Below are 25328 nucleotides of genomic sequence, written 5' to 3'. Positions count from 1 at the left end.
TGCCGAAGCGATGCCGCTTCGGCCGGGAACACGTCAGAAATCTCAGATATGGAGCGTGAGCGGCGGCACCTGAGGCGACTTTTCGACGAGAGCCACCCCCCGGTAGAATCGTATGCCCGCGATCGACTTGGCGATGTCGATCGCCGTGTAGTCGCTGCGGGTTCCGGGAATATGGACGGCGAAATCATGATAGGTGTAGTCCTCATAGATGCTGTTTTGAACATCCACCAGCATCTTGAAGAAGTCTGTCGAGGTGATCGGCGCATCGCGGAATTCGTCCGTATGCCCCCAATACATGCATTCCAGGTCCTCGACGAAGTAAATCCCGTCATCCTTCAGGCCCTTTTCGAACAGCCCGTTGAAGGAGGCGATCTGGTGGGACGCCACATGGCTGCCGTCGTCTATGATCAGGTCGAACGGACCGTGCTTGTCGATGACCGATTGAAGGAATGCCGGATCGCTTTGGTCGCCGATCTCCACGAAGGTGTTGGGCACCAGCTGATCAAAGGCGGCGCATGCCGGGTTGATGTCGATCCCGACGACATACGCTCCCTCGCCGAAGAAGTGACTCCACAGCATGAGGGATGCGCCGCGATAGACACCGATTTCGAGCACGCGGGGCTGCTTGTTCCTGAAGCGCATGAATTCGCGGTCGTATATCGGAAAATATCCGAGCCATTTGTGCCCTCCCGGTATCTGGACCCAGATCTGCCCGGAAAGGGTCTGGTCGATCGCGGCAAACGGCGGGGTCTTCTTGCTCTGCCAAGGCGTCCTTTCACGCATTGTCGGTGAAAGCATGTTGTATATACTTTTTAGCGCCATGTCCTGAGAAGCCCGCGAAGTGTTGGAAGAAAGGCCAGTGTTTGCACAGGCGGCTTACGCCAGGCTGTCGCAGGTTGCCTGCCGGACGCTGCGGCATGGCCACGCTTATAGCCGGCTTCGAGGGAAGGTCGCGGCCTCCCATCGCGCGGGCAGGACGGCTCCCCTGCTAGAGCCAGCCTTTCCAGCGGAAGAAGAAAAAGGGAAGGATCGCCGACAGCACCATGGCCGCCAGCGTCAGCGGATAGGCATAGGCCATGTGCAGTTCCGGCATGAATTCGAAGTTCATGCCGTAGGTCGATGCGATCAGCGTCGGCGGCAGCAGCACGACGGAGGCGATCGAGAAGATCTTGATGATGGCATTCTGCTCAAGATTGATGAGGCCGAGGGAGGCATCGAGCAGGAAGGTGATGTTGCCGGCGACGAAGTTGGCGTGTTCGGAAAGCGACTGCACGTCGCGCGTCACGGTGCGGCAGAGTTCCAGGCTCTCGCGATCGGATTGCAGCGCCGGCAGGCCATGCAGGAAGGTCAGGACGCGCGAGAGCGACATCAGGCTGTCGCGCGTCTTGGCGACGAGACGGTGGAGCGCGGAGACCTGCACGACGCGGTCTTCCAGATAGCGCGGCGGGCGGCGGCTGAGATGGCGCTTGTCGCCGAACACTTCGAGCGAGAGCGTGTCGGCGCGCGAAACGGCGATTTCGAGGATTTCGGCCGTGCGGTCGGCGATGGTTTCCAGGAGCCGGGTGATCATCACCGTGGGCGAGGTACAGCCGCCGGGAATGCGGTGCATCGCGCTCCGGAAAAGGGAGAACGAGCGCGGCTCGGCATAGCGCACCGTCAGCAGCCGGTCCGGCGTGAGGATGAAGGCGACGTCGGTCAGGTGCGGCAGGTCGCTTTCCGCCTTCACCATCAGCGAGGCGGTCATGTAGGCCGCGGTACCGTCCGTGTAGAGCCGGCTCGACGGCTCGATGTCCTTCAGCTCGTCGCGGGTCGGCACGTCGATCGGCAGGATGCGCTCGATCAGCGCCTCGTCGCCGCGGGTGGGTTCGAGCATGTCGACCCAGACGGTGCCGGCAAGAGCCTCGGCGGCCGCGGAATCGGTTTCTGCCGGCAGGGCGCGCGCCTCGCCGTTGGGGCGGAAAACCGTGATCACCGGCGAATGGCTCCGAAAAGGACCATCGCTCACACTCCTGACTGGACGCCACGCTTCAGCGGTCGGCCGCGCATATTGCGCGGCGCAACATAAAAAGCAAGGCCATGGCGGGCAACACCCCGAGACGCAAAGAGCCGGCTATTCGAAGACGATGGCCGGCGCGCCGCGCCCGCCCTTGCCCTCGATCGCCTGGAGTTCCTGCCAGACCCGCGTGGCGATCGCGCGATAGGTCTTTGCCGCCGCGCCCTCCGGATTGGAGACGACGACGGGTGTGCCGGCATCGGAGGTCTCGCGGATATCCATGGTCAGCGGCACCTCGCCGAGGAAGGGCACGCCGATGCGCTCGGCCTCCTTGCGCGCACCGCCATGGCCGAAGATGTCGTAGCGGTTGCCGGTGTCGGGCGCGATGAAATAGCTCATGTTCTCGACGATGCCGAGCACCGGCACCTCGACCTTCGAGAACATGTTGAGGCCCTTGCGCGCATCAATGAGCGCGAGGTCCTGCGGCGTCGAGACGATGACGGCGCCGGCGAGCGGCACCTGCTGGGCCATGGTGAGCTGGGCGTCGCCCGTGCCGGGCGGCATGTCGACGACGAGCACGTCGAGCTCGCCCCAGGCGACCTCGCGCAGCATCTGCATCAGCGCCGACTGGATCATCGGCCCGCGCCAGATCATCGCTACCTCCTCGTCGACGAGGAAGCCCATGGACATGACCTTGATGCCGTAGTTCTCCATCGGCTTGATCGTGCGGCCCTCAAGCTGCTGCGGGCGGCCGGAGATCTTCAGGAGCCGCGGCATGGAGGGGCCGTAGATATCGGCGTCGAGGATGCCGACGCGAAGGCCGTTCGCCTTCAGCGCCAGGGCGAGGTTGACGGAGGTGGTGGATTTTCCGACGCCCCCCTTGCCCGACGCGACGGCGATGATGGCGCCGACGCCGGGAATGCCCGATTTCGTGCGCTGCGGCGGCTGGCCGGGTGCGGCATGGGCGTGGCCGGCATGGCTGTGCGCATCGCCGCGGCCGGGCGGCGGCGGGGTGGGGGCGCGCGCGGCGGCCGGGCCGGTTGCGGCGCGCTTGTCCGCCGTCAGCGCCACCATGGCGGCCTTGATGCCGGGGATTTCCTTGACGACACGCTCGGCGGCGGCGCGCATCGGGTCCAGCTCGCGGGCCCGCTCGGCCGGCACGGTGATGGAGAAATAGGCCTTGCCGTCGGAGATGAAGACATCAGAGACGAGGCCGAGGTCGACGATGTTGCCGTCCATGTCGGGGCCGCGCACCGTGCGCAGCCGTTCCAGCACCTGTTCCTTGCTTACGTCAGTCATGAAACCCTCGATAGACCCGTCGCGGCGTCGGGCCGCGGCCCTGTTTTGCGTAGATAGTGCACGGAAGGGCGCGCGCCAAACGTTTTCGCCCGCGACGGAAAGCCTCGGCGCCCGCTCAGGCGATCAGCCCGCGGCGGATGGCCTTGACCACGGCCTGGGTGCGGTTGACCGCTTCCAGCTTGCGCGTGACCTGGTTGAGGTAGTGGTTCACCGTATGCTCGGACAGGCCGAGGATCTCGGCGATCTCCAGGCTGGTCTTGCCCGCCGCCGTCCAGCTCAGGCACTGGATCTCGCGTTCGGTGAGCACGACCTGGCCGGATTTCCAGGCGGCGCCGATCTCGGCAAGCCGGTTGAAGAGGTGGACGGAGATCATCTGCAGCATCAGCCGCTCGTCACGGCCGAGCGTCGGGCTCTCGCCGCCCCAGACGATGGCGCCGCGATTGCCGAGCGCGTCGTGCACGGGGAAAAAATGGCCGGTCAGCATGCCGTGGCCGGTCATGACGTCGAGCAGCTCGCTGAAATCCGTCTGCTCAGAGGATTCGCCGATCCATTCCCGCATGTCATAGGAAAACGGCACGGTGGTAAGCCGCAGCTTGCGGATGCCGGCGCTGTGGCGAACCATGCGCAGGGCATCGTATTTCGCCAGGATCTCCTGCGGCCAGTTGCTGACGATGGAATAGGCCGACAGCTTTTCCGCCTCGAAACCCGGCAGGTTGAAGACAATGAAGAACTTGAGCCCGTATTCCTCGCACTTGCGCCGCATATAGCGCACGATGTCGAACTGCGTTTCGAGAGCGGCGATCTCGCTGCCTTCGTCCCGTAGCTGGTTATCGGTGCTGCTCGTTTCGTCAGCCGTCATGGTTCCCCGCAATTTTGTTCTTGGCCTTGAGCAATTGGAGCGGAACCGCACGCATTCCAGAAAGTCGCAAGGTTTTTTTATGCATCAGTTCAAAAGCCCAGCGCGAATCGCCTTGGCGACCGCCTGGACCCGGTTGACGGCATCAAGCTTGCGCGTCGCCCGGTTGAGATAATGATTGACCGTATATTCCGAAAGGCCCAGGATTTCAGACATTTCCACGCTCGTCTTGCCGGCGGAGGCCCAGGACAGGCACTCGATCTCGCGGCGCGAGAGCGAGACGTTCTGCCGGCGGCCGGCACGCAGCTCGATCACCTCGGTGAAGATGAGGTTCGCCACCGCGTTGAGCTCGGCCATCTCGCGCGGATTGAGCGCCTCGCGCGTGCCGCCGAAGGCGAGCGCACCGCGCAGGCCGGCCGAATTGTGGGCCGGAAAATAGGCCCCGCGCGACAGGCCGTGCCGCTCGAAGAGGTTTGCCGCGATCGTCGCCTTGCCGTCGGCCCTGCGGCGGTTCGTACGCTCCGCATCATAGGTGAAGGGATTGGTGCTCTGGCGCAGGCGCTCGACGACGGGGCTGCCGAAGATCAGGCCGGCATGGTCGTAGGTCTTGAGCATCTCGTCCGGCCAGGACGTCAGCAGAACATTGGAGGAGAAGTCGGTCGAGGTTTCCGAGGGTACGTTGATCAGGAGATAACCGCGAAGGCCGTAATGCTTGGCAAGGCCGTCCAGCGTTTCGGCAACATCCTCCTGCGAACCAAGCGCGGCGGGACCCGGATCCCACCGGTGCCGGAACTGTGCAGATGCCGTATGAAATCGATCGGCCATATCCATCTTCCTTCAGCACGCACGCGCCCGTACGGCAAGAACTGCCGTCACAATGCACTGCTTGCCTCAGGAACCCCCGTATCCCAATGCAAGTATGTTCGATGAACCGCGCCTCAAGTTCGCGGTGAGCGACGCAACTCGTGAGCTGGTCGTGAGGGAAGCTAATGATGCCCCTACTCCGCGTCCAGCGCGATTTTCTAATTTACCGTAAAATGGCGTCAGAAGACAACCATGCCACCATTTGCCGACCTCCTCCCTCGACTTACCGTTGCGGACCGAGACGGGCGGACAACTCCGCCATGATGCCGCCGGCCGCATGACGCACACGCGGCGCCCAATCATCAAGCTGCACCTCACCGACACGGTAGGCCGGCCCCGTCACCGAAACGCCGGCGACGAGCGCGCGGCCGGCGTCGAAGACCGGCGCAGCGACGCAGCGGATGCCCGGCTCGTGCTCCTCCCGGTCGAAGGCAATGCCGCTTGCGCGGATCTGCGCCAGCTCGTCGAGCAGCGCCGCCCGGCTGGTGATCGTCTGCGGCGTGAAGCGGCGCAGCTCCAGCCCCGACAGGATGGCGTCGAGCGCCTCGGCATCGAGCGCGGCGAGCGCCGCCTTGCCGACACCGGTGCAATAGACCGGCGAGGCATTGCCGATCTGCGAATTCATGCGCACGGCCTGCCGGCTCTCCACCTTGTCGAGATAGATGATCTCCCGCCCGCGCAGCACGCCGAGATGCACGGTCTCGCCGGTCTGCCGGTGCAGCGCTTCGAGAAAAGGCGCGGCGACGGCGCGGAATTCGTTGCGCGCCCAGCTTGCCGAGGCAAGCTTCAGAAGGCGCAGGCCCGGCACATAGGCATGGTCGGGGCGCAGCTCCAGCAACCCTTCCTGCACCAGATGGGAGAGCTGGCGGTGCAGCGTGCCGCGCGGCTGGCCGCTGACGGCGAGCACGTCGGTGAAGCGCATGGGGCGCTCGGCGAGCGCCACGGTCTCCAGCACCGCCATCGCCTTGCCGAGCGTGCCGGTGCCCGCCTCCTCGTCCCGTTCGTTTGCCATCATCGCAACCCCGGCCCATCCCTTGACAGGCCGCCATGGTAGCGGAATAATTCCGAATAATCAAACTCAGTTCCAAATAATGGAATTAATGGGAGAATGACGATGGCGGGCCGCTATCCGGACCTCGCAGGACAGGGCGTTCTCGTCACCGGCGGCGGCTCGGGCATCGGCGCGGCGCTGGTGAAAGGCTTTGCCGCTGCGGGCGCCCGTGTCGCCTTCCTCGACATTGCCGAGGCGGAGAGCCGCACCCTGGTCTCGGAACTCGAAGGCGCGGTCGAGCACCTGCCGCTTTATATAAGGACGGACCTTCGCGACATCGACGCGCTGCGCCGGGCGGTCGAACAGGCCGCCAGCGCGCTCGGCGGCCTCAGCGTGCTCGTCAACAATGCGGCGCGCGACGACCGGCACGATCTGGAAACCGTCGAGCCCGACTATTGGGACGAGAACCAGGCGGTGAATCTCCGCCACCATTTCTTCGCCGCCCAAGCCGTGGCACCGTATATGCGGGCGGCCGGCGGCGGGGCGATCGTCAATTTCTCCTCCATCGCCTTCCTGCTCAACATGGGCGAGTTTCCCGGCTATGCCACCGCCAAGGCCGGCATCATCGGCCTTACCAAGTCGCTCGCCGGCCGGCTCGGGCCGGACAATATCCGCGTCAACGCCATCCTGCCCGGCATGGTGCTGACCGAGCGGCAGAAGCGCCTTTGGATCGATGAGGCGGCGGTGGCCGGCGGCATCGCCCGCCAGTGCCTGAAACGCTCGCTCATCGCCGACGACATGGTCGGCCCCTGCCTTTTCCTGGCGTCGGATGCCTCCGCCGCCATAACCGCACAAACGCTCATCGTCGATGGAGGCATGCTCTGATGACCGCACCCGAACCCGCTTATGTCGCGGTCGACTGGGGAACCTCCAGCTTCCGCCTCTGGCTCATCGGCAGGGACGGCGACGTGCTCGCCGAGCGCCGCAGCGGCGAAGGCATGACGACCGCCGCCCGCACCGGCTTTGCCGAGGTGCTGGAAAGCCACCTTGCCGCCGTGTCGGCGCCCGCCGGCCTGCCGGTGCTGATCTGCGGCATGGCCGGGGCGAAGCAGGGCTGGGTCGAGGCCGGCTATCTCGACACGCCCGCCGCGCTTGCCGACATTCCCGCCGCTGCCGTACGCATTCCCGGCGCCGCCGCCGACATCCGCATCCTGCCCGGCCTTGCCCAGCGCGATGCGGCCGCGCCCGATGTCATGCGCGGCGAGGAGACCCAGCTTCTTGGCGCCGCCGCCCAGCTCGGCGAGGGCGACCACCTCGTCTGCATGCCCGGCACGCACAGCAAGTGGGTGCGCCTTTCCGGCGGAAAGGTCGCGGGGTTCTCCACCTTCATGACCGGCGAGCTGTTCGAGGCAATCGCCAGGAACACGATCCTCAGCCACGCCATCGCCGAGGCGGGGCCGATTTCCGGCGACAACGCCGCCTTCCGCACCGCCGTCACGCGCATGGTGGCCAATCCGGCGCTTGCCACGAGCCAGCTCTTCTCCGTGCGCGCCGGCTCGCTGATCGCGGGGCTTTCGCCTGTCGATGCCAAGGCGCGCCTTTCCGGCACGCTGATCGGCCTGGAGATCGCCGGCGCCCTCTCGCTCGTCGCCGAGGGCACGCCCGTCGCGCTCGTCGTGTCCGGCGGGCTCGGCACGCTCTACAAGGACGCCCTTGCCGCCGCCGGCATCTCCCCCGCCGTCATCGATGCCGACGCCGCCGTGCGCAACGGCCTTGCCGCGGGCGCAAGAGCCCTCTGGTCCCTCTGAACATGCACTGCAATGCAAATCCACGCACCCGGACGTGCTCCCGAGAAAGCTGAACCGATGAACCGCATATCCTTTCCCCCGATAAAATACCCGCTGATCGCCATCCTGCGCGGCCTGAAGCCGGGCGAGACCGAGGCCGTCGTCGGCGCGCTGATCGAGACGGGCTTCACCGCGATCGAGATCCCGCTGAACTCGCCCGATCCGTTCACCTCGATCGAGACCGCCGTGAAGATGGCGCCGCAGGACTGCCTGATCGGCGCCGGCACCGTGCTGACCGTCGCGGATGTCAACCGGCTCGCCGATGTCGGCGGACGGCTGATGGTGAGCCCGAATGTCGAGCCCGACGTCATCTCCGCCGCCGCCGCCAAGGGCATGGTGACGATGCCGGGCGTCTTCACGCCGACCGAAGCGCTCGCCGCCGCGCGCGCCGGGGCGACGGGGCTCAAGTTCTTCCCCGCCAGCGTGCTCGGCCCCGCCGGCATCCAGGCGATCCGCGCCGTGCTGCCGGCCGACCTGGAGATCGCGGCCGTCGGCGGCGTCTCGGAGAAGAATTTCGCCGATTATGCCGCGATCGGCATCCGCAGCTTCGGCCTCGGCTCCAGCCTCTACAAGGTGGGCATGGGCGCCGACGAGGTGCGTAGCCGCGCCCGCGCGACGATCGAAGCCTATGACGCGGTCTATGGAGGCGGGAAATGAGCGAGACCCATTCCTTCACCGGCCGCATCCTGTGCGGGACGGCCTGCGAACTCGGCGAAGGCCCGACCTACGATCCGGCGACGGACAAGGCTTTCTGGTTCGACATCACGGGCCGCACGCTGCATGAACTGCACCTTGCGACCATGACCAAGGCGACGCATGCCCTGCCCTTCCTCGGCAGCGTGCTCGCCGTCGTCGATCCCGAGCGCCAGCTCATCGTTTCCGACCAGGGGCTTTTCCTGCGCAGGGTCGCCGATGGAACGCTCAGCCCCTTCGCCACGCTGGAGGACAAGCCGCAGAACCGCTCCAATGACGGGCGCGTGCACCCGTCCGGCGCGCTGTGGGCGAGCACGATGGGCCGCAAGGCGGAAAAGCACGCCGGCGCGATCTATCATATTGCCGGCGGGACGGTGACGAAGCTCTTCTCCGACATCACCATCCCGAACGGCATCTGCTTCTCGCCGGACGGCAGCATCGGCTATTTCACCGACACGGATGTCAATCACCTGATGCGCGTCGCGCTCGACCCGAAAACCGGGCTGCCCATCGGCACGCCCGAAATGCTCAGCGACGAGACCGGCACGCCCGGCGGCGTGGACGGCGCGGTCTGCGATGCGGACGGCCTGATCTGGAATGCACGCTGGGGCGCCAATGCCGTCGATGTCTACAGGCCCGACGGCACGAAGATCGCCCGTCATCTGGTGCCCGCCGCGCAGGCGAGCTGCCCGGCCTTCATCGGCGAGAAGGCCGACCGGCTCCTGGTGACGTCCGCCTGGCAGGGCATGGACGCGGCCGGGCACCTTGCCGATCCGCATGCCGGCCAGACCTTCGAGCTTGGCGTTCCGGTAAAGGGACGTTTCGAGCCGAACTTCGCACTCTGACGACGCATTCAGCCAGGAGCGGGCCGCGATCTTGCGTCCGCTTCTGCGCTAAAAATGCATGGCCGCAATCAAAAAGAAGGCAATTTTCATCGGAACCAAAACCGGACGTCGCCGTTCCTTGTCCATCAGCCGGTGCGGACAGCCCTTTTCAAGTCTGCCGCGCCTTGATGCCAACGAGACGAAAGGCAGGTTCAAAATGACCAATAAGTTTCTCACTTCCGTTGCCGCTGGTGCACTCTTCCTCGGCGCGGCAATTGCCCCGGCAGCTTACGCACAGGATACCAACCAGCCGGCCGGCGACCAGACCCAGACGATGGAACAGCAGCCGGGCCTGACCGGCGATGACGCAACGGGCACCACGCCGGGCGACACCGCTGCAAACCCGGGCACGCCTGCAACCGAGGATACGGCCCAGACGCCGGCAACAGGCACGGCCACCGAAGACACGGCTCAGACCCCGGCAACGACCCCGACCGAGGACACGGCCCAGGCTCCGGCTGCCGGCGGTGACTATCTGACGGCCCAGTCGCCGGAACAGATCAGCGCCAACACCTATCTCGGCCAGACCGTCTACAACAGCGCCGATGAAAGCATCGGCAAGATCAGCGACCTGATCATGGAGAAGGACGGCGGCATCACCGCAGCCGTTGTCGGTGTCGGTGGCTTCCTGGGCATCGGCGAGAAGTGGGTCGCCGTTCCGTTCGAGAAGATCTCGATCACGCAGGTTCCGGACTCGGACGACGTCAAGCTGACGACGACCGAAACCGCCGAAAGCCTGCAGGCCGCGCCGGAATTCAAGACCACGGCGCAGCAGGTTGCCGAACGCCAGGCCAATACCCCGGTCGACACCTCGACGACCTCGTCGACGACCGATACGGGCACGGCTCCGGCCACCCAGCCGGTCGAATAATCCGGCAGGTTCCCTCTGATCTCCAGCCCGGTGGCACATCCCTGCGCCACCGGGTTTTTCGTCGTGCCGTTGAAAGGCGTCAATACCAGGCGTCGGCCATGGCGGCCTTCTTGCGGTCCATGTAATCGCACAGCGCCTCGTCGATGGCGGCGTCCAGCGGTGGGGCCTCGTATTCGGCGAGCGTCTTCTTCCACTGGCGGTTGGCGCGGGTCGCCATGTCGGTCGAGCCGCCCTCCTCGCTCCACTTCTCGAAGGGCTCGTTGTCGGACAGCATCGAATCCCAGAAGGCCGTCTGGTAGTTGCGCATCGTGTGGTCGCAGCCGAGGAAGTGGCTGCCGGGGCCGACCTGGAGGAAGGCGTCCATGGCCAGCGTGTTGTCGTCGACCGTGACGCCGGCGAGATAGGAATGCAGCGCGCCGCACAGATCCGCATCCATCACGAACTTCTCGTAGGACATGGAGAGCAGGCCGTCGAGGAAGCCGGCGGAATGCAGGATGAAGTTGGCGCCGCAATGCACCGCCGACAGCATGGACATCAGCCCTTCCTGCATGGCCTGGCCGTCCGGCAGCTTGGAGTTCGAGAAATTGCCGGCGCAGCGCAGCGGCAGCTTCAGGCGCCGGGCGAGCTGGCCGACGACCATGGAGCCGATGGCCGGCTCCGGCGTGCCGAAGGTGGGCGAGCCTGACCGGAGCGACATGGAGGAGAGGAAATTGCCGAAGATGACCGGCGCGCCCTTCCTCTCAAGCTGGGTCAGCGCGCAGCCGGCGAGCGTTTCGGCAAAGGACTGGGCGATGGCGCCGGCATTCGTCACCGGCCCCATGGCGCCGCCGAGAATGAAGGGCACGATGACGGCGGCCTGGTTGGCGCGGGCATAGGCGCGCAGCGACTTCGTCATGGTGCCGTCCCAGACGAGCGGCGAGTTGACGTTGACATTGCCGAGGATGACGCAGTTCTTGTCGACGAAATCGGCGCCGAACAGGATGCGCGCCATGTCGATGGAATCCTCCGCGCGCTCCTCCGCGGTGATCGAGCCCATGAAGGCGCGGTCGGAATATTTGATATGGCTGTAGACCATGTCGAGATGGCGTTTGTTGACGGGGATATCGACCGGTTCGCAGATCGTGCCGCCGGAATGGTGCAGCCAGGGGCTCGACTGGGCGAGCTTGATGAAATTCTTGAAATCCTCCAGCGTGCCGTAGCGCCGGCCCTTGTCGAGGTCCATGACGAAGGGCGAGCCATAGGCCGGCGAGAAGACCACCTTGTTGCCGCCGATCTCGACATTGTTGGCGGGGTTGCGGGCATGCTGGGTGAACTCGGCAGGCGCGGAGGAGACGATTTCGCGCAGCATGCCGGGCTCGAAGCGCACGAGCAGGCCCTCCACCTTCGCTCCGGCGCGCTTCCAGTGGTCGATGGCGGCGGGATCGTCGCGGAACTCGATGCCGACCTCGGCCAGGATGCGGTCGGCCGCCCGTTCGATCTTCTGAAGGTTCTCCTCCGACAGCACGTCATAGGTCGGGATGCCCCGCACGATATAGGGAACGCCGAGCGCCTTGGCGCCCTCCCGCCGGGCCGGGCGCGTCCTGCCCCTGCGTGCCGGTGCTTCGATCGTCGCTGCGTCTGCCATTGCCGCCTCCATAATCCTGAGCGAGGCTAAGCGTGATTGCACGCCTTGTGACGCTGGAAAAAACTTACGAAGACTATAAGCTGTATTTATGGAAACCCTGCGCCGCCTGCTCCCCTCCGCCTCCAGCCTCATCATCTTCGAGGCCGCCGGGCGGCACCAGAATTTTACCCGCGCGGCCGCCGAGCTCGGCATGACGCAGGCGGCCGTCTCCTACGCGGTGCGCAACCTTGAGGAACAGCTCGGCGTGGCGCTCTTCCACCGCATCCACCGCGCCGTGGAGCTGACCGATGCCGGCGAGCGCTTCCATGCCGACGTGACGCTCGGCCTGTCGCGCATCCAGAAATCGGCGGAGGACATTCGTGCCAAGGGGCGGGAGGCGAATGTGACGCTGGCCGCCTCCACCGCCTTCGCCTCGATGTGGATGCTGCCGCGGCTCGCCAAGCTGCGCGCCGACCTTCCCGATATCGACCTGCGCATCCAGACCAGCGTGCGCGACCTCGACCTCGACGAGGAACCGATCCCGCTCGGCATTCGCGGCGGCGATCCGGCGAAATGGCCGCGCTACCATGCCGCGCTGCTGGCGCCGGAGGTGATCACGGTTGTGGCGAGCCCCGCCTTCGTCGAAAGCCGCGGATATCCGGGAACGCCGGAAGAACTCTTGAAACTGCCGCTCATCCACCTGGAGGAGCCGGTGCGGGCGGCCTGCGACTGGCCGGAATGGTTCGCCAGCGCCGGCGTGCGCTATCCGGCGCAGGCGCGCCGGCTCGCCATCAACGATTATGTTCTGGTGATCCAGGCGGTGCTGGCGGGGGAAGGCGTCGCGCTCGGCTGGCGGCACCTCATCGACGGGCAGGTGCGCTCGGGCGCGCTCGTCACCGTCGGCGGCCATGTGCTGAAGACGGACGACGCCTTCTACGTCGTCTGGCCGCGTTCGCGCGAGCTCAACGGCCCGGCCCGGCGGGTGCGGGACTGGCTGCTGGAGGAAGGCCGGCTGGGCCGGAGCGGCGAGGCCTGAACCTCAGCGGCGCAGGACCGGCCGCACCTCTTCGTGGAAGAAGCGGAAATAGGAGGTGATCTGCGCGAGCGCGTTGGTCGACAGCTTGTATTCGATGCCGAGGCGGCCGTTGGAATACCAGCGCACCGTGCCGCTGAGCCTGCCCAGTTCCTCGCTCTCGACCGTCACCAATTGGCCGGCCATGGCCTGGATGGGCTTTTCCACATCGAAGGCCATGCCCGTCGGGGAAAGGTCGATGACGCGCGCCCGCGTCGACTGGTGCATCACCCGCACGGTCGCGAAAATGCGCACCCTGGAACGGCTGTTCGCCCTGACGGGCATTTCCTTGATGGTCGTCATCCGTGGCTCCCCTCACGAACATTCACTCTGGAGCCGACCATACCGGAGGTTGTTTGCCATCCGGCTAAACAGATGCCTGCAATTTTAACGATGTGGCCCATCGGGAGACAGGGCTTCAGCCGACGGCCCGGCCCTCGACGCTGACATAGCGATCGGACAGGTAGCGCATGGTGGCGACGGCATCCTGCGGCTTGCCGTAGAAATAGCCCTGCCCCATGCCACAGCCGAGCGCCTTCAGCTTCAGCGCCTCGGAGAAGTCCTCGATGCCTTCGGCGACGACGGCAAGGTCGAGGCCCTCGCACATGGCGACGATCGCCTTGATGATGTGCTCGGAGGCCTTGTCGTTGGAAATGCGCGAGACGAAGGCGCGGTCGATCTTCACCTTGTCGAAGGTGAAATCGCGCAGGCGCCCGAGGCTCGACTGGCCGGTGCCGAAATCGTCGAGCGAGATGCGCACGCCCGCCGCGCGCAGTTCCCCGACGATCTTCTGCGCCGTGTCGGCATCCGTCATCACCGCGGTCTCGGTGATCTCCAGCTCCAGCCGGCGCGGATCGAGCCCGACGCGGTTGAGGATAGCCAGCGTGTTGAAGGCGGTCTTCGGGTCCATAAGCTGGGCGGAGGAGAGGTTGAAGGAGAGGAAGAGTTCCTTCGGCCAGGACAGCGCCGTCTCGGCCGCCTTGCGCAGCAGCGTGTCGGACAGCGCGTCGATGAAGCCGCGCTCCTCGGCAAGCGGCACGAAGGTGGCGGGCGAGACATAGCCGAGATCGGCATCGCACCAGCGCGCCAGGGCCTCGAAGCCGACGACCGTGTCGTCGCGCAGGCTGACGATCGGCTGGAAATGCACGTCCACCTCATTGGCGATGATGGCATTGCGCAGCGCCTGCTCGAGCTGCGTGGCGCGCTTCATCTCCTGGGCGATTTCCTGGGAATAGACGGTGATCTGCCCGCGGCCGCGGCGCTTGGAGCGATAGAGGGCCGTATCCGCGCTCTTCAGAAGCTCGGTGAAGTCCTCGCCGGCAAAGGGGAAGATGGCAAAGCCGAAGGAGGCCGAAAGGCGCACGTTGCGGTCGCCCAGGTCGAAGGGGGCGGACAGGACCTCGCGCAGCATCTGGCCGATCTTCTCCGCGCCCTTGCGCTCGAAGACCAGCGGCAGCACGAAGGCGAACTCGTCGCCGCCGTGGCGGGTGACGGTGGCGCCGTCGGGAACGCAGGCCTTCAGGCGATGGGCGACCTGGCAGAGGATCTCGTCGCCCGCGCGCGGGCCGAAAAGGTCGTTGATCGGCTTGAAGCCGTCGAGATTGGCGATGCCGATAGCGAAGGGCGCCGGGTCCTCCTCGCGCTCCTTGGCGATCTGGCGCACCTTGTCGCGCAGCCGGTAGAGGTTGCCGAGCCCGGTGAGCGGGTCCGTATAGGCCATGGCATGGAGGTCAGTCTGGGAAACATCCAGCGCTGCAGGTTCAGCAGACTTCATCAATGATTTCCCGTACTTGCACGCGACCTCCGAGGATGGTTCCACGATGAGGCATGACCGTTAACAAAAACATAGCAAACGATCGTCACTCCTGCCCACCGCCCTCCCCAATTCTGGGGAGTTGACCGGTCCGGTTCAACTTACGCGACAGATTTCTCCGGTTGCTTGGCGGCGTAGCGGCGATAGATCGCTTCGATCATGTCGGGGCTGACCGGCTTGGTGATGTAATCGTCCATGCCGGCCTCCATGCAGTTCTGCATGTCGACATTGAGCGCCTGGGCGGTGACGGCGACGATGGGCGTGTGGGTGCCCGTCAGCTTCTCCGCCTCGCGGATCTCCATCGCCGCGTCGATGCCGTTCATCACGGGCATGGAAATGTCCATCAGCACGAGGCGCGGCTGGTGCTTGCGCCAGAGCATCACCGCCTCCTCGCCGTTCTCGGCGATGCGGTGCGAGATGCCCATGCCTTCGAGGATCTGCGAGAAGACGAACTGGTTGATCTGGTTGTCCTCGGCCACGAGCACCTCGATATCGCCGACGGCGCCCGGCAACATGACGGAAATGTCCGTCGCGATGTACCAGTCGTCCGACAGCGACACCGGCGTGAGGATGTCGCCGAGCGGCGAGGCGTTCTGCGAGAGCAGTTCGTGTTCCTCGGCGAGCGTGCGCATGAAATCCGGGCCGATGCCGTCGGGCGCGATCACCCGCGTGGCGATGCCGTGCTCGTTGGAAAGGATGCGCTCGTGGTCCGGCAGGTTGTCGTCGATCACCACGAGGGCGATCGAAATCCCCTGGCGGGCGGCAAGGGCGAGGAAGGCGTCGTGCTCGTGGACGCTGCGCACCGCGCAGCAATCCGCCCCGCGCGCCCGGAATTCGCCGACCAGGATCTCCTCGATGCGCGGATTGGGCGTGGCGATCAAGGCGCGCCTGCCGGCCAGCGCCCGCAGCTCCTCGCCGTTCAACTGTTCGAGCAGCAGCCGGCGCTCCGCGTCGCGCACCGGATCGAAGCAGTTCTGTGCCTCCACGAAGCCACCGGGCACGCTGAGCAACACGTCGCCGTCATCCGACATCGCCCTGTTGCCGGCAACGAGCGCGGTCACGTCCTCCATGACCGTGACGATGGCATGGTGGCCCGGCGCGCCGATGCGGTATTTCCGGGTGATGGCGTAGAGATCGGAGCCGTCGGCGCGGATGACATGCTCCGGCACGCTGTAGGGCTCGCCCGTTTCCAGCACCGTACGGTCGGACCGCTCGATGCGCTCGGCATTTTCCGCATCCGCGAGGTCCCAGACCGAGCGGCCGAGAATGCCGTCTGCATTGGCATTGTAGATCGCGCAGAAGGCCCTGTTGGCGGCGATATAGGTGAAGTTGCGGTCCTTGATGACGACCGGCGACGGCAGGGTCTCCAGGATCTCCTCTGTCAGCGCGATGCGTTCGAGATCCGAGCGCCACTGCTCTTCCTGCTTCTTCTGCTCGGAGACGTCGACCAGCGTGGTGACATTGTAGCCGCTCGGCAGGCGGCGCTTGCGGAAATGGATCCAGCGGTCGCGGCCGAGCCGCTCGACGGCGTCGTGCTGCTCGCGCCAGTGGGCCGAGATGCGGGTGGAAATCCACTCCTCGCGGTTGACGGCCTTGTGGCGCTGATCGGCCGGAATGCCGTAGCGCACGCCGCTGTCGAAGATGGCGCCGAGCACGTCGCGCAGCCGCGTGCCCGCTTTCAGCGTATCGGCGGGAATGGGAAAGTAGCGCAGGACCTGGCGGCTTGCAAAGACGAGGCAATCGTTCTTGTCGTAGACGATCACGGCGGCGGCGAGGATATCGCACGCGGCCTCAAACATACCCAGCCGGATGTTCGCGTCTGGCGACGCTACATCATTCATAGTGGCAGACCTCGCCTGTCTGGCATTCCCGGACACATGCTGATCGGTGCGTCCTGCACCTTCGGACAGAGGGGAATGACAGCGGCCAGCGACGCTGAAATTGTCCACCGGGAAACCGGCCGGCTTGTGTTCATACAAACCTCCGCGCACGTTGGCAGCATTTTATTAAAGCCTGATTAAACGATTTGCGGCCGCCCTGCGCCCGCAAGGCGGGATAAGCCAACTTGCCCCTTCCAAGGCCCCGCCGAATCCGCGAAAATGGCGGCATGACGATCAGGCAGCTTTCCGAAACCCTCATCAACCAGATTGCCGCAGGCGAGGTGATCGAACGGCCGGCAAGCGCTGCCAAGGAGCTGATCGAGAACGCGCTGGACGCGGGCGCGACGCGCATCGAGATCGCAACGGCCGGCGGCGGCAAGACCTTGCTGCGCGTCACCGACAATGGCAGCGGCATGGCGCCCGCCGACCTGGAACTGGCGATCCGCCGCCATTGCACCTCGAAGCTCGACAAGGATCTGCTCGACATCCGCACGCTGGGTTTCCGCGGCGAGGCGCTGCCCTCCATCGGGTCCGTGGCGAAGCTCTCGCTGCTCAGCCGCACGGCGGAGGCCGGCGAGGGCGCCGAGATCAGCGTGACCGGCGGCAAGGTGGCGCCGGTTCGGCCGGCCGCCGCCAACCGCGGCACCGTCGTCGAGGTGCGCGACCTGTTCTTCGCAACGCCCGCCCGCCTAAAATTCCTGAAGAGCGAGAAGGCGGAGGCCTCCGCCATTTCCGACGTGGTGCGGCGCATGGCGATCGCCTTTCCGCAGGTGCGCTTCGTGCTGTCGGGCTCCGACCGCACGACGCTGGAATTTCCCGCGACGGGCAGCGACAGGCTTGCCCGTATCGCGCAGGTGCTCGGCCGCGATTTCCGTGACAATGCCATCGAGATCGATGCGGCGCGCGAGGGCGTCCGGCTCACCGGCTTTGCCGGCGTGCCGACCTTCAACCGCGGCAACAGCCTCAACCAGTTCGCCTTCGTCAACGGCCGGCCGGTGCAGGACAAGCTGATCTGGGCGGCGCTGCGCGCCGCCTATGCCGAGACCATCCCGCATGGGCGCTATCCCGTGGCGGTGCTGGCGATCGAGATCGACCCGGCGCTCGTCGACGTCAACGTGCATCCGGCGAAATCCGACGTGCGCTTCCGCGATCCGGGCCTGGTGCGCGGCCTCATCATCGGCGCGATCCGCGAGGCGCTCGCCCGCGAGGGCGACCGGGCGGCAACGACCGGCGCGGCCGGCCTGATGCGTGCCTTCCGGCCGGAGACGCAGCGCCCGCAGACGCCCTGGAGCCCGGCAGCCTCGCCCTATCGCCCCTTCGAGACGGCGGGCGCCGCGGCGCCGCATTTCAGCGAGAGGCAGGCCGGCTTTGCCGATTTCGCCGCGCCCTCGGCGCGCAGCGAACCGGCCTTCGCCCCTCCCTCCACCACGCCGCGGGACGAGGAGCCGCAGCGCCATCCGCTCGGCGCGGCACGCGCGCAGCTGCACGAGAACTACATCGTCGCGCAGACCGAGGACGGGCTCGTCATCGTCGACCAGCATGCGGCGCATGAGCGGCTGGTCTTCGAGGCGATGCGCAACGCCCTCCATGCCCGGCCGGTGCCGGCGCAGGCCCTGCTCATCCCCGAGATCGTCGACCTGCCCGAGGACGATTGCGACCGGCTGGTCTCCCATGCGGAGGAGTTCGCCCGCCTCGGCCTCGGCATCGAGCGCTTCGGGCCGGGTGCCGTCGCCATCCGCGAGACGCCGGCCATGCTCGGCGAGATGGACGCGGCCGGGCTCGTGCGCCAGCTTGCCGACGAACTAGCCGAATGGGACACCGCCAGCGGGCTGAAGAACAAGCTGGAATATCTGGCGGCGACCATGGCCTGCCATGGCTCGGTGCGCTCGGGCCGGCGCATGCGGCCGGAGGAGATGAACGCGCTCCTGCGCCAGATGGAGGCGACGCCCGGCTCCGGCCAGTGCAACCACGGCCGGCCAACCTATATCGAGCTCAAGCTTTCCGACATCGAGCGGCTGTTCGGGCGGAGCTAGAGCATGTCGCGCAAAGGTGTGCAGCGGTTTGGCGATAACGCCATGCGAAAAATCAACGACCGAAAGCGCAAGGAGCGAATCGGAAGATCGCGACGCGCTTTAGGCGGGAACATGCCTTGCTTGCCCGCAGCCGGCCGCGTGTGCGGCAAAAAGGCTGGAATTTTCACCCTTGCCGGGATATGGCACGATATTGACCGCGCGGTCGGCGCGTGACCCCTCAATGAGACGGATATTGAGATCGATGATGAACCGTTTTGAAGGACGCGGCAGCCGCGAAGCGAAGATCCGCTATCTCGACGGCGATTTCCAGATCCTGATGCCTGGCTCCCACGTCATCTGCGCGATGACCGGCGAGACGGTGCCCGTCGACGAACTGCGCTACTGGAGCGTCGCGCGGCAGGAGCCCTATGCCACCGCCGAGGCCTCGCTGGAGGCCGAAAAGCGTGCCGGCGCGCTGCCGACGCAGAAGAGGCAGTAGGCAGTAGGCAGTAGGCAGTAGGCAGTAGGCAGTAGAGACTGACTGGGGACGCGGTAGCGTCAATTCCCTATTGGCTCTATTGCCTAATGCCTACCCCCTTCCCGCTCTTTCGCGGCCAGGCGGTGCAGCTTGCGCCGCCTTGCGCTGACAATCGCCGCATCGATGATCGCGTCCGGGCCCTTGGGATCGTCGAAGCGGATTTCCACCTCGATCACCCGGCTCTTTTCCTTCAGCTCCTGCGCGCGGCCGTGCTCGCCGGCAAGGCGAACGCTGTCCTTCGCCGTGGTGACGAGCTGGTAGCCGACGCCTTCGGCGTGGTCGAGGAGTTCCGCGACCTCGTCCTCGGAGAGGTGATGGTGGTCGGGGAAGCTGCGCGTCACGTAGAGATGCGCGCCCGTCTCTGTGACGGTGCGGAAGAACTTCTCGTTGTCGGCAATGCCCGACCAGGCCATGACGACCTTGTCGGCGAGGTCTTCCGCGCCGACGGTGACGAGGGTGGCGGAGTGGATCGCCTTGCCGGCCCGCGCCGCCTGGCGGATCAGCGCGTCGGCGGCGTTGCCGTTGCCGATCGCCAGAAGCGCGTTCGCCTGGCGCATCTGCTCGGCAAGCGGCGCGCGCACCGGCCCGCCCGGCACGAGATGGCCGTTGCCGATGCCGCGGCGGCTGTCGATGACGAGCAGCGCATAGTCGAAGGTGAGCTGCGCGCTCTGGAAGCCGTCGTCCATGATGATAAGGTCGGCGCCCTCCTCCACCAGCCTGCGCGCGCCCTTGACACGCCGGCGCGAAATCACGGTCAGCGCCTCGCGGGCGAGCAGCAGCGGTTCGTCGCCGACGGCGCGGGCGCGGTGATGGTGCGGATCGACGACGGTGGTCACGTCGAGCGAGCCGCCATAGCCGCGCGAGAGGAAGCCGGGCTTGAGGCCCCGCGCCTTGGCGGCGCGGGCGAGCGCGATCGCCGTCGGCGTCTTGCCGGCCCCGCCGACGGTGAAGTTGCCGACGCAGATGACGGGCACGGCCACCTCGGCACGGCGGCCCTTGCGCATGCGCCGGCCGGCGATCAGGCCGTAAAGGCGCGAGACCGGCCAGAGCGCATAGGCCCGCCAGTCAGGCTTCGTCCACCAGAAAGGCGGCGCTTCACTTACCATTCCGTCCCCCGCGGGCATCCCGACCCGGCTCCTTGCAGCAAACGCGAGAAGTTGAGGAAAATCAACCGGGGGGATTGTGAGCGTGCGGTTCGCAGTAGCAGCCTATCGCCGCAAAGGGGGAGCGATCGCCTGTGAATGATCGAGAGGTCATCACATGGGCGCATACCCCCCTCTGCCCTGCCGGGCATCTCCCCCTCAAGGGGGGAGATCGACAAGCGGCGTGAACCTCGCTCAATTCGCGACGTTAAAGACGCGCAGAGCGCTGCTCCATCCAATCTCCCCCCTTGAGGGGGAGATGGCCGGCAGGGCAGAGGGGGGTAGCTCAACCCGCTCACGCCACCGGACGCGCGATGGCCGCCTCGGGGAGGAGCGGGACGAGCTCGGTGATGTCGGCAAGGCAATAATCCGAGGCGTCCGAAAGCGATTCCCGCGAGCCGGTGCCCGTCAGCACCGCGACGTTGAGGCCCGCGCCGGCATTGCGGCCCATATGCATGTCGTGGTTGTTGTCGCCGACGACGGCGACCTGGTGCGGCGCAAGGCCCGTCGCGGCGCAGAAGCCGAGCACCATGCCCGGCTGCGGCTTGGTGCCGAAGCCGCTGTCGTAACCGGCGACATAATGCAGGTAGCCCTCGAAGCCGAAGCGCTTCGCCGTCGCGCGGATCGAGGCCTCGTTGTCGCTGGAGGCGACGCCGAGCCAGTAGCCGCGGGCATGCATGGTGGCGAAGAACTGCGCAAGGTCCGTGACGGCGACGGCAAGCTGCGCCGAATTGGCGAAGAGGCCGTCGAAATGGGTCGCCAGCGCCTCCACCGTGAAGGGCGCGCCGGCCGCGACCATGCCCTCGGCGATCTCCACCGTGTTGCCGGCGGCCAGCAGGCTGTCGGGCGTGACATAGCCGGTGTCGGGGTCCATGCCGCCGGCCAGAAGCAGCGTGCGGGCCAGCGCCTCGTCGCCGGCGGCGGCGATGCGGGCAAGCTCGTAGTTCACCGGCACCCAGCTCTTGGCATAGTCGAGCAGCGTCCCGTCCTTGTCGAAGAGGATGCCGGAAATGGTCTCAGCCTTGGACATGACACGCCTTTCGTCAGGACGTCTGGCGCGGATGCAGCCGCGCCTTCACGGTGAGCGGATTGATATAGGGCTCCAGCCCCTTGATGGTGGCGCGCAGCGCCCCGCGCATCTCCTGCACGGTCTCCTGCCCAGCCTCGATCATCTGCTTGCGCATCTCGTCGTTGACAAGGAGATAGTGCACGCCCTTGGCCAGCATCTCCGTGTCGCGCACCATCTTGGCGCTGCCGTTGCGGGCGAGCTGCTGGTAGGCCTCGCGGAAGTTCTGCACATTGCCGCCGGACAGGATCGCGCAGCCGAGCATGGCCGGCTCCAGCGGATTCTGCCCGCCTTCGGCGAACAGCGAGCGGCCGACGAAGGCGATCTCCGTCATGCGGAGGTAGAGACCCATCTCGCCGATCGTGTCGCCGAGGAAGATGTCGGTCTGCGGCGTCAGAACGTCGCCGCGCGTGCGGCGGGCGACCTTCAGGCCCCGCGCCTCCAGCATGTCGGCAATGGCGTCGCTGCGCTCGGGATGGCGCGGCACGATGATGGTGAGCAGGCCCGTGCGCTCCTTCAGCACCCGGTGCACATCGCCGGCGGCCGCCTCCTCGCCTTCGAAGGTGGAGATCGCTGCCCAGGTGCGCCGGCCCTGGATCTGGTCGAGAAAGCTGCGCAGCACGGCGGAATCGGCCGGCGGCGCGTCCGTGTCGACCTTGAGGTTGCCGGAGACCAGCACCGGCAGGGCTCCAAGCGTGCGGAACCGGTCGGCATCGAGCTCCGACTGGGCGATGACGAGGGCGAAATTCTCGAAGATGGCGTCGGCGATGGCATGGCGCCGCTTCCAGCGCGGGAAGGAGCGATCCGAGATGCGCCCGTTGACCAGGACCTGCGGGATATGGCGCTTGCCGAGCTCCAGGATGGTCATCGGCCAGATCTCCGATTCCGCCATGATGGCAAGGTCGGGATGCCAGTATTCCAGAAACCGGCTGATCGCCGGCTTCAGGTCGAGCGGCACATACTGGTGGATGACATCCGTGCCCAGGCGGTCGCGCACGACCTTGGCGGACGTGATCGTCCCCGTCGTCAGCAGCACGGCGATGCCGCGGCGGCGCACTTCCTTGATGAGCGGGATTACCGCGTTGGTCTCGCCGACGCTGGCCGCATGGAACCAGACGAGCGGCCCCGCCGGGCGCGGCACGCTGGCATAGCCGTAGCGCTCGCGGCGGCGGGAACGGTCTTCCTTGCCCTTGGCGGCCCGGAACGTGAGATAGGGGCTGACGATCGGATAGAGCGCGACGCCGCCCCAGCGGTAAAGCGAAAGCGCGAAACGGGCGAGGCGCCTGCTCATGCGCAGGTGACCTTGGTTGCGGCTTTCGTCTTGTTCGGGATCATGGAAGGTCCGGTCTCTGGTTCGGCGCGGCGTCGAGCCGCGCGGAACGGTGTCGGGAAACGCGCCTCAGTTCTGCTGCGGATCCAGAAGCCGGTGCATGTGCACGATGAAATAGCGCATATGCGCATTGTCCACGGTCTGCTGTGCCTTCGACTTCCAGGCGGTGAGCGCGGAGGCATAGTCGGGGAAGATTCCGACGATATCGAGATCGTTGAGATCACGGAACTGCATGTCCGCCAGCGTCGTCAGTTCGCCGCCGAAAACCAGATGGAGGAGCTGTTTCGGTTCTTTGCTTTCGGTCATGTTTTCTCTCTTTTCATGATGCCGATTTCGGCAATGGGTTTGCGGTATTCCGCATCAAAGGTCAATGGCCGGCAAGGTGCCGGGAGGCCTCGACAAGCCCGGAAAGCCGGGACAGTCCGGCCGCCGCCAGCGTGTCGTGGCTGACGGCCGGCCGGTTGTAGGACAGCGCCTCGCCGTCGAGCATGACGAGCGCGCCGCCGGCCTGCGCGAGGATGAGATCGGCGGCCGCCAGATCCCAGTCGTGGGCGTTGCGCTTCACCAGCGTTGCGTCGATGCGCCCGTCCGCCACCATGGCGAGGCGGTAGGCGAGCGAGGGCACATGGGAGATGCGCTGCACGCCGCCGACCATGTGCCGGTCGATGCCGTGCGCCATGTCCTCGGGCGCGGCGATGCGCGTCGGGCGGGCGGCGTCCGGATCGGTCGCGCGGATCGGCTGGCCGTTCTTCAGCGCCGCGCCGCCGGCCGCCGCGGTGAAGAGTTCGTCGAGCGCCGGGGCGAAGAGGACGCCGGCGACCGGGCGGCCCCTGTGCACCACGGCGGCGCTGACGCACCACACGTCCTTGCCGGCGATGAAGGCGCGCGTGCCGTCGATCGGATCGATGACGAAGACCGTCTCGCAGTCGAGCCGGCCGGCATCGTCGTCGGTCTCCTCCGAGAGCCAGCCGTAGTTCGGCCGGGCGGAGAGCAGCTCCTTCTTGAGGATGTCGTTGGCCGCGAAATCGGCCGCGCTCACCGGCGAGCGGCCGCCGTTCTTCCACCAGACCTCCGGCCTCTTGCGGAAGAAGTCGAGCGCCCGGGCCCCTGCAAGCCGCGCGGCGCCGGTGAGAAGATCGAGGTCGGCGGTCCAGGCGTTGGCGGGGCTCGGCATGGTCTCACGTCCCGGCAAGCGTCATGCCTTCGATGGCGAGCGTCGGCGCGGCGGTGCCGAACGAGCGGTCGATGTCGCTTGCCGGCGTGATGCGCAGGAACATGTCGACGAGATTGGAGGCGATCGTCACCTCCGAGACCGCGAAGGTCAGCTCGCCGTTCTCGATCCAGTAGCCGGAGGCGCCGCGCGAATATTCGCCCGTTACCATGTTGACGCCCTGGCCGATCAGCTCGGTGACGTAGAAGCCGGTGCCGACGGAGCGGATCAGGTCCTCCGGCGCAATGTCGCCGGGCTCCAGCGCGAGGTTCGTCGAGGCCGGGTTGACCGCCGTGCCGCCGCGCACGCCACGCCCGTTGGTTTTCAGGCCGAGCTCGTTGGCGGTGGAGGTGGAGAGGAACCAGTGCCTGAGCACGCCGTCCTCGATCATCGTGAGGCGCTGGCCGCGCACACCCTCGCCGTCGAAGGGACGCGAGGACGAGCCGCGCACGATCAGCGGATCGTCGGTGACGGACAGGCCCGCCTTCAGCACCTGCTGGCCCATGCGGTCGCGCAGGAAGCTCGTCTTGCGGGCGACGGCGGCGCCGTTGATCGCGCCCGCGATGTGACCGGCAATGCCCCGCGCCACGCGCGGATCGTAGACGACGGTGACGTTCTTCGCCGTCGGCACCTGGCGCGGGTTGAGCCGGCGCACGGCGCGGGCGGCCGCCTCTCGGCCGATCTCTTCGGCATCGCGCAGATCGGCGAAATAGAGGCTCGAATCGAAGTCGTAGTCGCGCTCCATCTTCGTGCCCTCGCCCGCGATGACGCTGACGGAACGGCCGAAGCGGCTGGCGCTGTAGGCGCCGGAAAAGCCGTGCGAGGTGGCGAGCACCAGGCCGCCCATGCCGGCCGAGGCCCCGCTGCCGCCGGAATTGGTGATGCCGGGGACGGCGAGCGCGGCGGCCTCCGCGGCAAGCGCCGCCTCGGTCAGTTGATCGGCGGAGACCTCGGTCGGATCGAAGAGTTCGAGGTCCGGCCAGTCCTTGGCAAGATCCGCTTCACCGGCGAGCGTGGCATAGGGGTCTTCCGGCGAGGCCTTGGCCATGGCGACGGCGCGCTCGGCCAGCACCCTCAGGTCGAAGCCGGGATTGGCCGAGACGCTGGCGACGCGCCGGCCGACGAAGACGCGCAGCGAGAAATCGTCGCTCTCGGAGGCCTCGGTGCCCTCGACCTTGCCGAGCCGCACGCTGACGGAGGAGGAGCGGCCCCGGACGACGACGGCATCGGCCGCATCCGCCCCCGCTTGAACGGCGCGGTCGATGAGTTCACCGGCACGCGCGAGAAGGCTTGCGGAATCGATCGTCTCTGACATGACTTGGCCTTTCTTTGCTGCCCCATTTATTGTGCAGTGGCACGGGCAT

24 protein-coding genes are annotated in these 25328 nt (G+C 66.5%); 8 read left to right on the top strand and 16 right to left on the bottom strand.

The features are described from left to right. Positions 1-42: 42 nt before the first annotated feature. The 6 genes from EV665_RS12380 to EV665_RS12355 all read right to left on the bottom strand — a co-directional run bounded on the left by EV665_RS12380 (position 43) and on the right by EV665_RS12355 (position 6027). Complete coding sequence (locus tag EV665_RS12380) at positions 43-798, bottom strand: class I SAM-dependent methyltransferase (protein ID WP_162853044.1); 756 nt, start codon at positions 796-798, stop codon at positions 43-45. 190 nt (positions 799-988) lie between these two features. Then, on the bottom strand, positions 989-1972 hold the full coding sequence (locus tag EV665_RS12375) for a magnesium transporter CorA family protein (RefSeq protein ID WP_133034343.1): 984 nt from the start codon (positions 1970-1972) through the stop codon (positions 989-991). Between the two features lie 138 nt (positions 1973-2110). Next, positions 2111-3292 carry an Mrp/NBP35 family ATP-binding protein gene (locus EV665_RS12370; RefSeq protein WP_133034342.1) on the bottom strand — a complete coding sequence of 394 codons (1182 nt, stop codon included), beginning with the start codon at positions 3290-3292 and terminating at the stop codon, positions 2111-2113. 115 nt (positions 3293-3407) lie between these two features. Further along, the gene (locus EV665_RS12365) at positions 3408-4151 is read right to left on the bottom strand and encodes a helix-turn-helix transcriptional regulator (protein WP_064329224.1); all 744 of its coding nucleotides are present in this window, start codon (positions 4149-4151) and stop codon (positions 3408-3410) included. An 84-nt stretch (positions 4152-4235) separates the two neighbouring features. Then, positions 4236-4973: a helix-turn-helix transcriptional regulator gene (locus EV665_RS12360; protein ID WP_133034341.1), complete on the bottom strand. Its 738-nt coding sequence runs from the start codon at positions 4971-4973 to the stop codon at positions 4236-4238. Positions 4974-5235: 262 nt separating this feature from the next. Continuing rightward, entirely contained in the window at positions 5236-6027 is a 792-nt protein-coding gene (locus tag EV665_RS12355; protein ID WP_133034340.1) for an IclR family transcriptional regulator, read from the bottom strand. Between the two features lie 93 nt (positions 6028-6120). Between EV665_RS12355 and EV665_RS12350 the strand changes: the two genes are divergently transcribed. The 5 genes from EV665_RS12350 to EV665_RS12330 all read left to right on the top strand — a co-directional run bounded on the left by EV665_RS12350 (position 6121) and on the right by EV665_RS12330 (position 10298). Then, positions 6121-6888: an SDR family NAD(P)-dependent oxidoreductase gene (locus tag EV665_RS12350; RefSeq protein WP_133034339.1), complete on the top strand. Its 768-nt coding sequence runs from the start codon at positions 6121-6123 to the stop codon at positions 6886-6888. Next, the gene (locus tag EV665_RS12345; RefSeq protein WP_133034338.1) at positions 6888-7811 is read left to right on the top strand and encodes a 2-dehydro-3-deoxygalactonokinase; all 924 of its coding nucleotides are present in this window, start codon (positions 6888-6890) and stop codon (positions 7809-7811) included. Before EV665_RS12350 ends, EV665_RS12345 begins: the two co-directional genes overlap by 1 nt. A 57-nt stretch (positions 7812-7868) precedes the next feature. Next, complete coding sequence (locus tag EV665_RS12340) at positions 7869-8507, top strand: 2-dehydro-3-deoxy-6-phosphogalactonate aldolase (RefSeq protein WP_133034337.1); 639 nt, start codon at positions 7869-7871, stop codon at positions 8505-8507. Continuing rightward, on the top strand, positions 8504-9388 hold the full coding sequence (locus tag EV665_RS12335; RefSeq protein WP_133034336.1) for an SMP-30/gluconolactonase/LRE family protein: 885 nt from the start codon (positions 8504-8506) through the stop codon (positions 9386-9388). The genes EV665_RS12340 and EV665_RS12335 overlap by 4 nt, the downstream gene beginning before the upstream one ends. Positions 9389-9584: 196 nt before the next feature. Continuing rightward, the gene (locus EV665_RS12330) at positions 9585-10298 is read left to right on the top strand and encodes a PRC-barrel domain-containing protein (protein ID WP_064332414.1); all 714 of its coding nucleotides are present in this window, start codon (positions 9585-9587) and stop codon (positions 10296-10298) included. Positions 10299-10377: 79 nt separating this feature from the next. On the opposite strand, the gene EV665_RS12325 is transcribed toward EV665_RS12330, so the two are convergent. Further along, positions 10378-11922, bottom strand: coding sequence for a trimethylamine methyltransferase family protein (locus EV665_RS12325; protein ID WP_380685401.1), 1545 nt, complete (start codon positions 11920-11922; stop codon positions 10378-10380). 88 nt (positions 11923-12010) lie between these two features. On the opposite strand from EV665_RS12325, the gene EV665_RS12320 reads away from it, so the two are divergent. Next, positions 12011-12937 carry a LysR substrate-binding domain-containing protein gene (locus EV665_RS12320; RefSeq protein WP_064329216.1) on the top strand — a complete coding sequence of 309 codons (927 nt, stop codon included), beginning with the start codon at positions 12011-12013 and terminating at the stop codon, positions 12935-12937. Positions 12938-12940: 3 nt separating this feature from the next. On the opposite strand, the gene EV665_RS12315 is transcribed toward EV665_RS12320, so the two are convergent. The 3 genes from EV665_RS12315 to EV665_RS12305 all read right to left on the bottom strand — a co-directional run bounded on the left by EV665_RS12315 (position 12941) and on the right by EV665_RS12305 (position 16585). Beyond that, entirely contained in the window at positions 12941-13276 is a 336-nt protein-coding gene (locus tag EV665_RS12315; RefSeq protein ID WP_064329215.1) for a PilZ domain-containing protein, read from the bottom strand. Positions 13277-13391: 115 nt separating this feature from the next. Continuing rightward, entirely contained in the window at positions 13392-14747 is a 1356-nt protein-coding gene (locus EV665_RS12310; RefSeq protein WP_064329214.1) for a putative bifunctional diguanylate cyclase/phosphodiesterase, read from the bottom strand. Between the two features lie 140 nt (positions 14748-14887). Continuing rightward, positions 14888-16585 (bottom strand): response regulator, encoded by a 1698-nt coding sequence (locus EV665_RS12305; protein WP_245337360.1) that lies wholly within the window; start codon positions 16583-16585, stop codon positions 14888-14890. A gap of 308 nt (positions 16586-16893) precedes the next feature. Here EV665_RS12305 and mutL point away from each other — a divergent pair, with 308 nt between their 5' ends. Next, positions 16894-18699 carry a DNA mismatch repair endonuclease MutL gene (gene mutL, locus EV665_RS12300; RefSeq protein WP_133034334.1) on the top strand — a complete coding sequence of 602 codons (1806 nt, stop codon included), beginning with the start codon at positions 16894-16896 and terminating at the stop codon, positions 18697-18699. Positions 18700-18943: 244 nt separating this feature from the next. Then, the gene (locus tag EV665_RS12295; protein WP_064329211.1) at positions 18944-19177 is read left to right on the top strand and encodes a DUF2093 domain-containing protein; all 234 of its coding nucleotides are present in this window, start codon (positions 18944-18946) and stop codon (positions 19175-19177) included. Positions 19178-19260: 83 nt separating this feature from the next. On the opposite strand, the gene lpxK is transcribed toward EV665_RS12295, so the two are convergent. The 6 genes from lpxK to EV665_RS12260 all read right to left on the bottom strand — a co-directional run bounded on the left by lpxK (position 19261) and on the right by EV665_RS12260 (position 25279). Further along, entirely contained in the window at positions 19261-20322 is a 1062-nt protein-coding gene (lpxK, locus tag EV665_RS12290) for a tetraacyldisaccharide 4'-kinase (RefSeq protein WP_133034332.1), read from the bottom strand. 331 nt (positions 20323-20653) lie between these two features. Next, a complete protein-coding gene (locus EV665_RS12280; RefSeq protein WP_064329209.1) occupies positions 20654-21388 on the bottom strand; it encodes an HAD family hydrolase in 735 nt (244 codons plus the stop codon). Between the two features lie 13 nt (positions 21389-21401). Next, a complete protein-coding gene (gene waaA, locus EV665_RS12275) occupies positions 21402-22715 on the bottom strand; it encodes a lipid IV(A) 3-deoxy-D-manno-octulosonic acid transferase (protein ID WP_133034331.1) in 1314 nt (437 codons plus the stop codon). 108 nt (positions 22716-22823) lie between these two features. After that, positions 22824-23060, bottom strand: coding sequence for a DUF4170 domain-containing protein (locus tag EV665_RS12270; RefSeq protein WP_064329207.1), 237 nt, complete (start codon positions 23058-23060; stop codon positions 22824-22826). Positions 23061-23121: 61 nt separating this feature from the next. After that, complete coding sequence (locus EV665_RS12265) at positions 23122-23928, bottom strand: 3'(2'),5'-bisphosphate nucleotidase CysQ (RefSeq protein WP_133034330.1); 807 nt, start codon at positions 23926-23928, stop codon at positions 23122-23124. A gap of 4 nt (positions 23929-23932) precedes the next feature. Continuing rightward, the gene (locus tag EV665_RS12260) at positions 23933-25279 is read right to left on the bottom strand and encodes a TldD/PmbA family protein (protein WP_133034329.1); all 1347 of its coding nucleotides are present in this window, start codon (positions 25277-25279) and stop codon (positions 23933-23935) included. Positions 25280-25328 lie beyond the last annotated feature (49 nt).

Source organism: Shinella granuli (assembly GCF_004341885.1).
GTDB classification, from domain to species: domain Bacteria; phylum Pseudomonadota; class Alphaproteobacteria; order Rhizobiales; family Rhizobiaceae; genus Shinella; species Shinella granuli.
The sequence above is the reverse complement of the archived record's forward strand: the minus strand, read 5'-3'. Positions and strand labels throughout refer to the sequence as shown.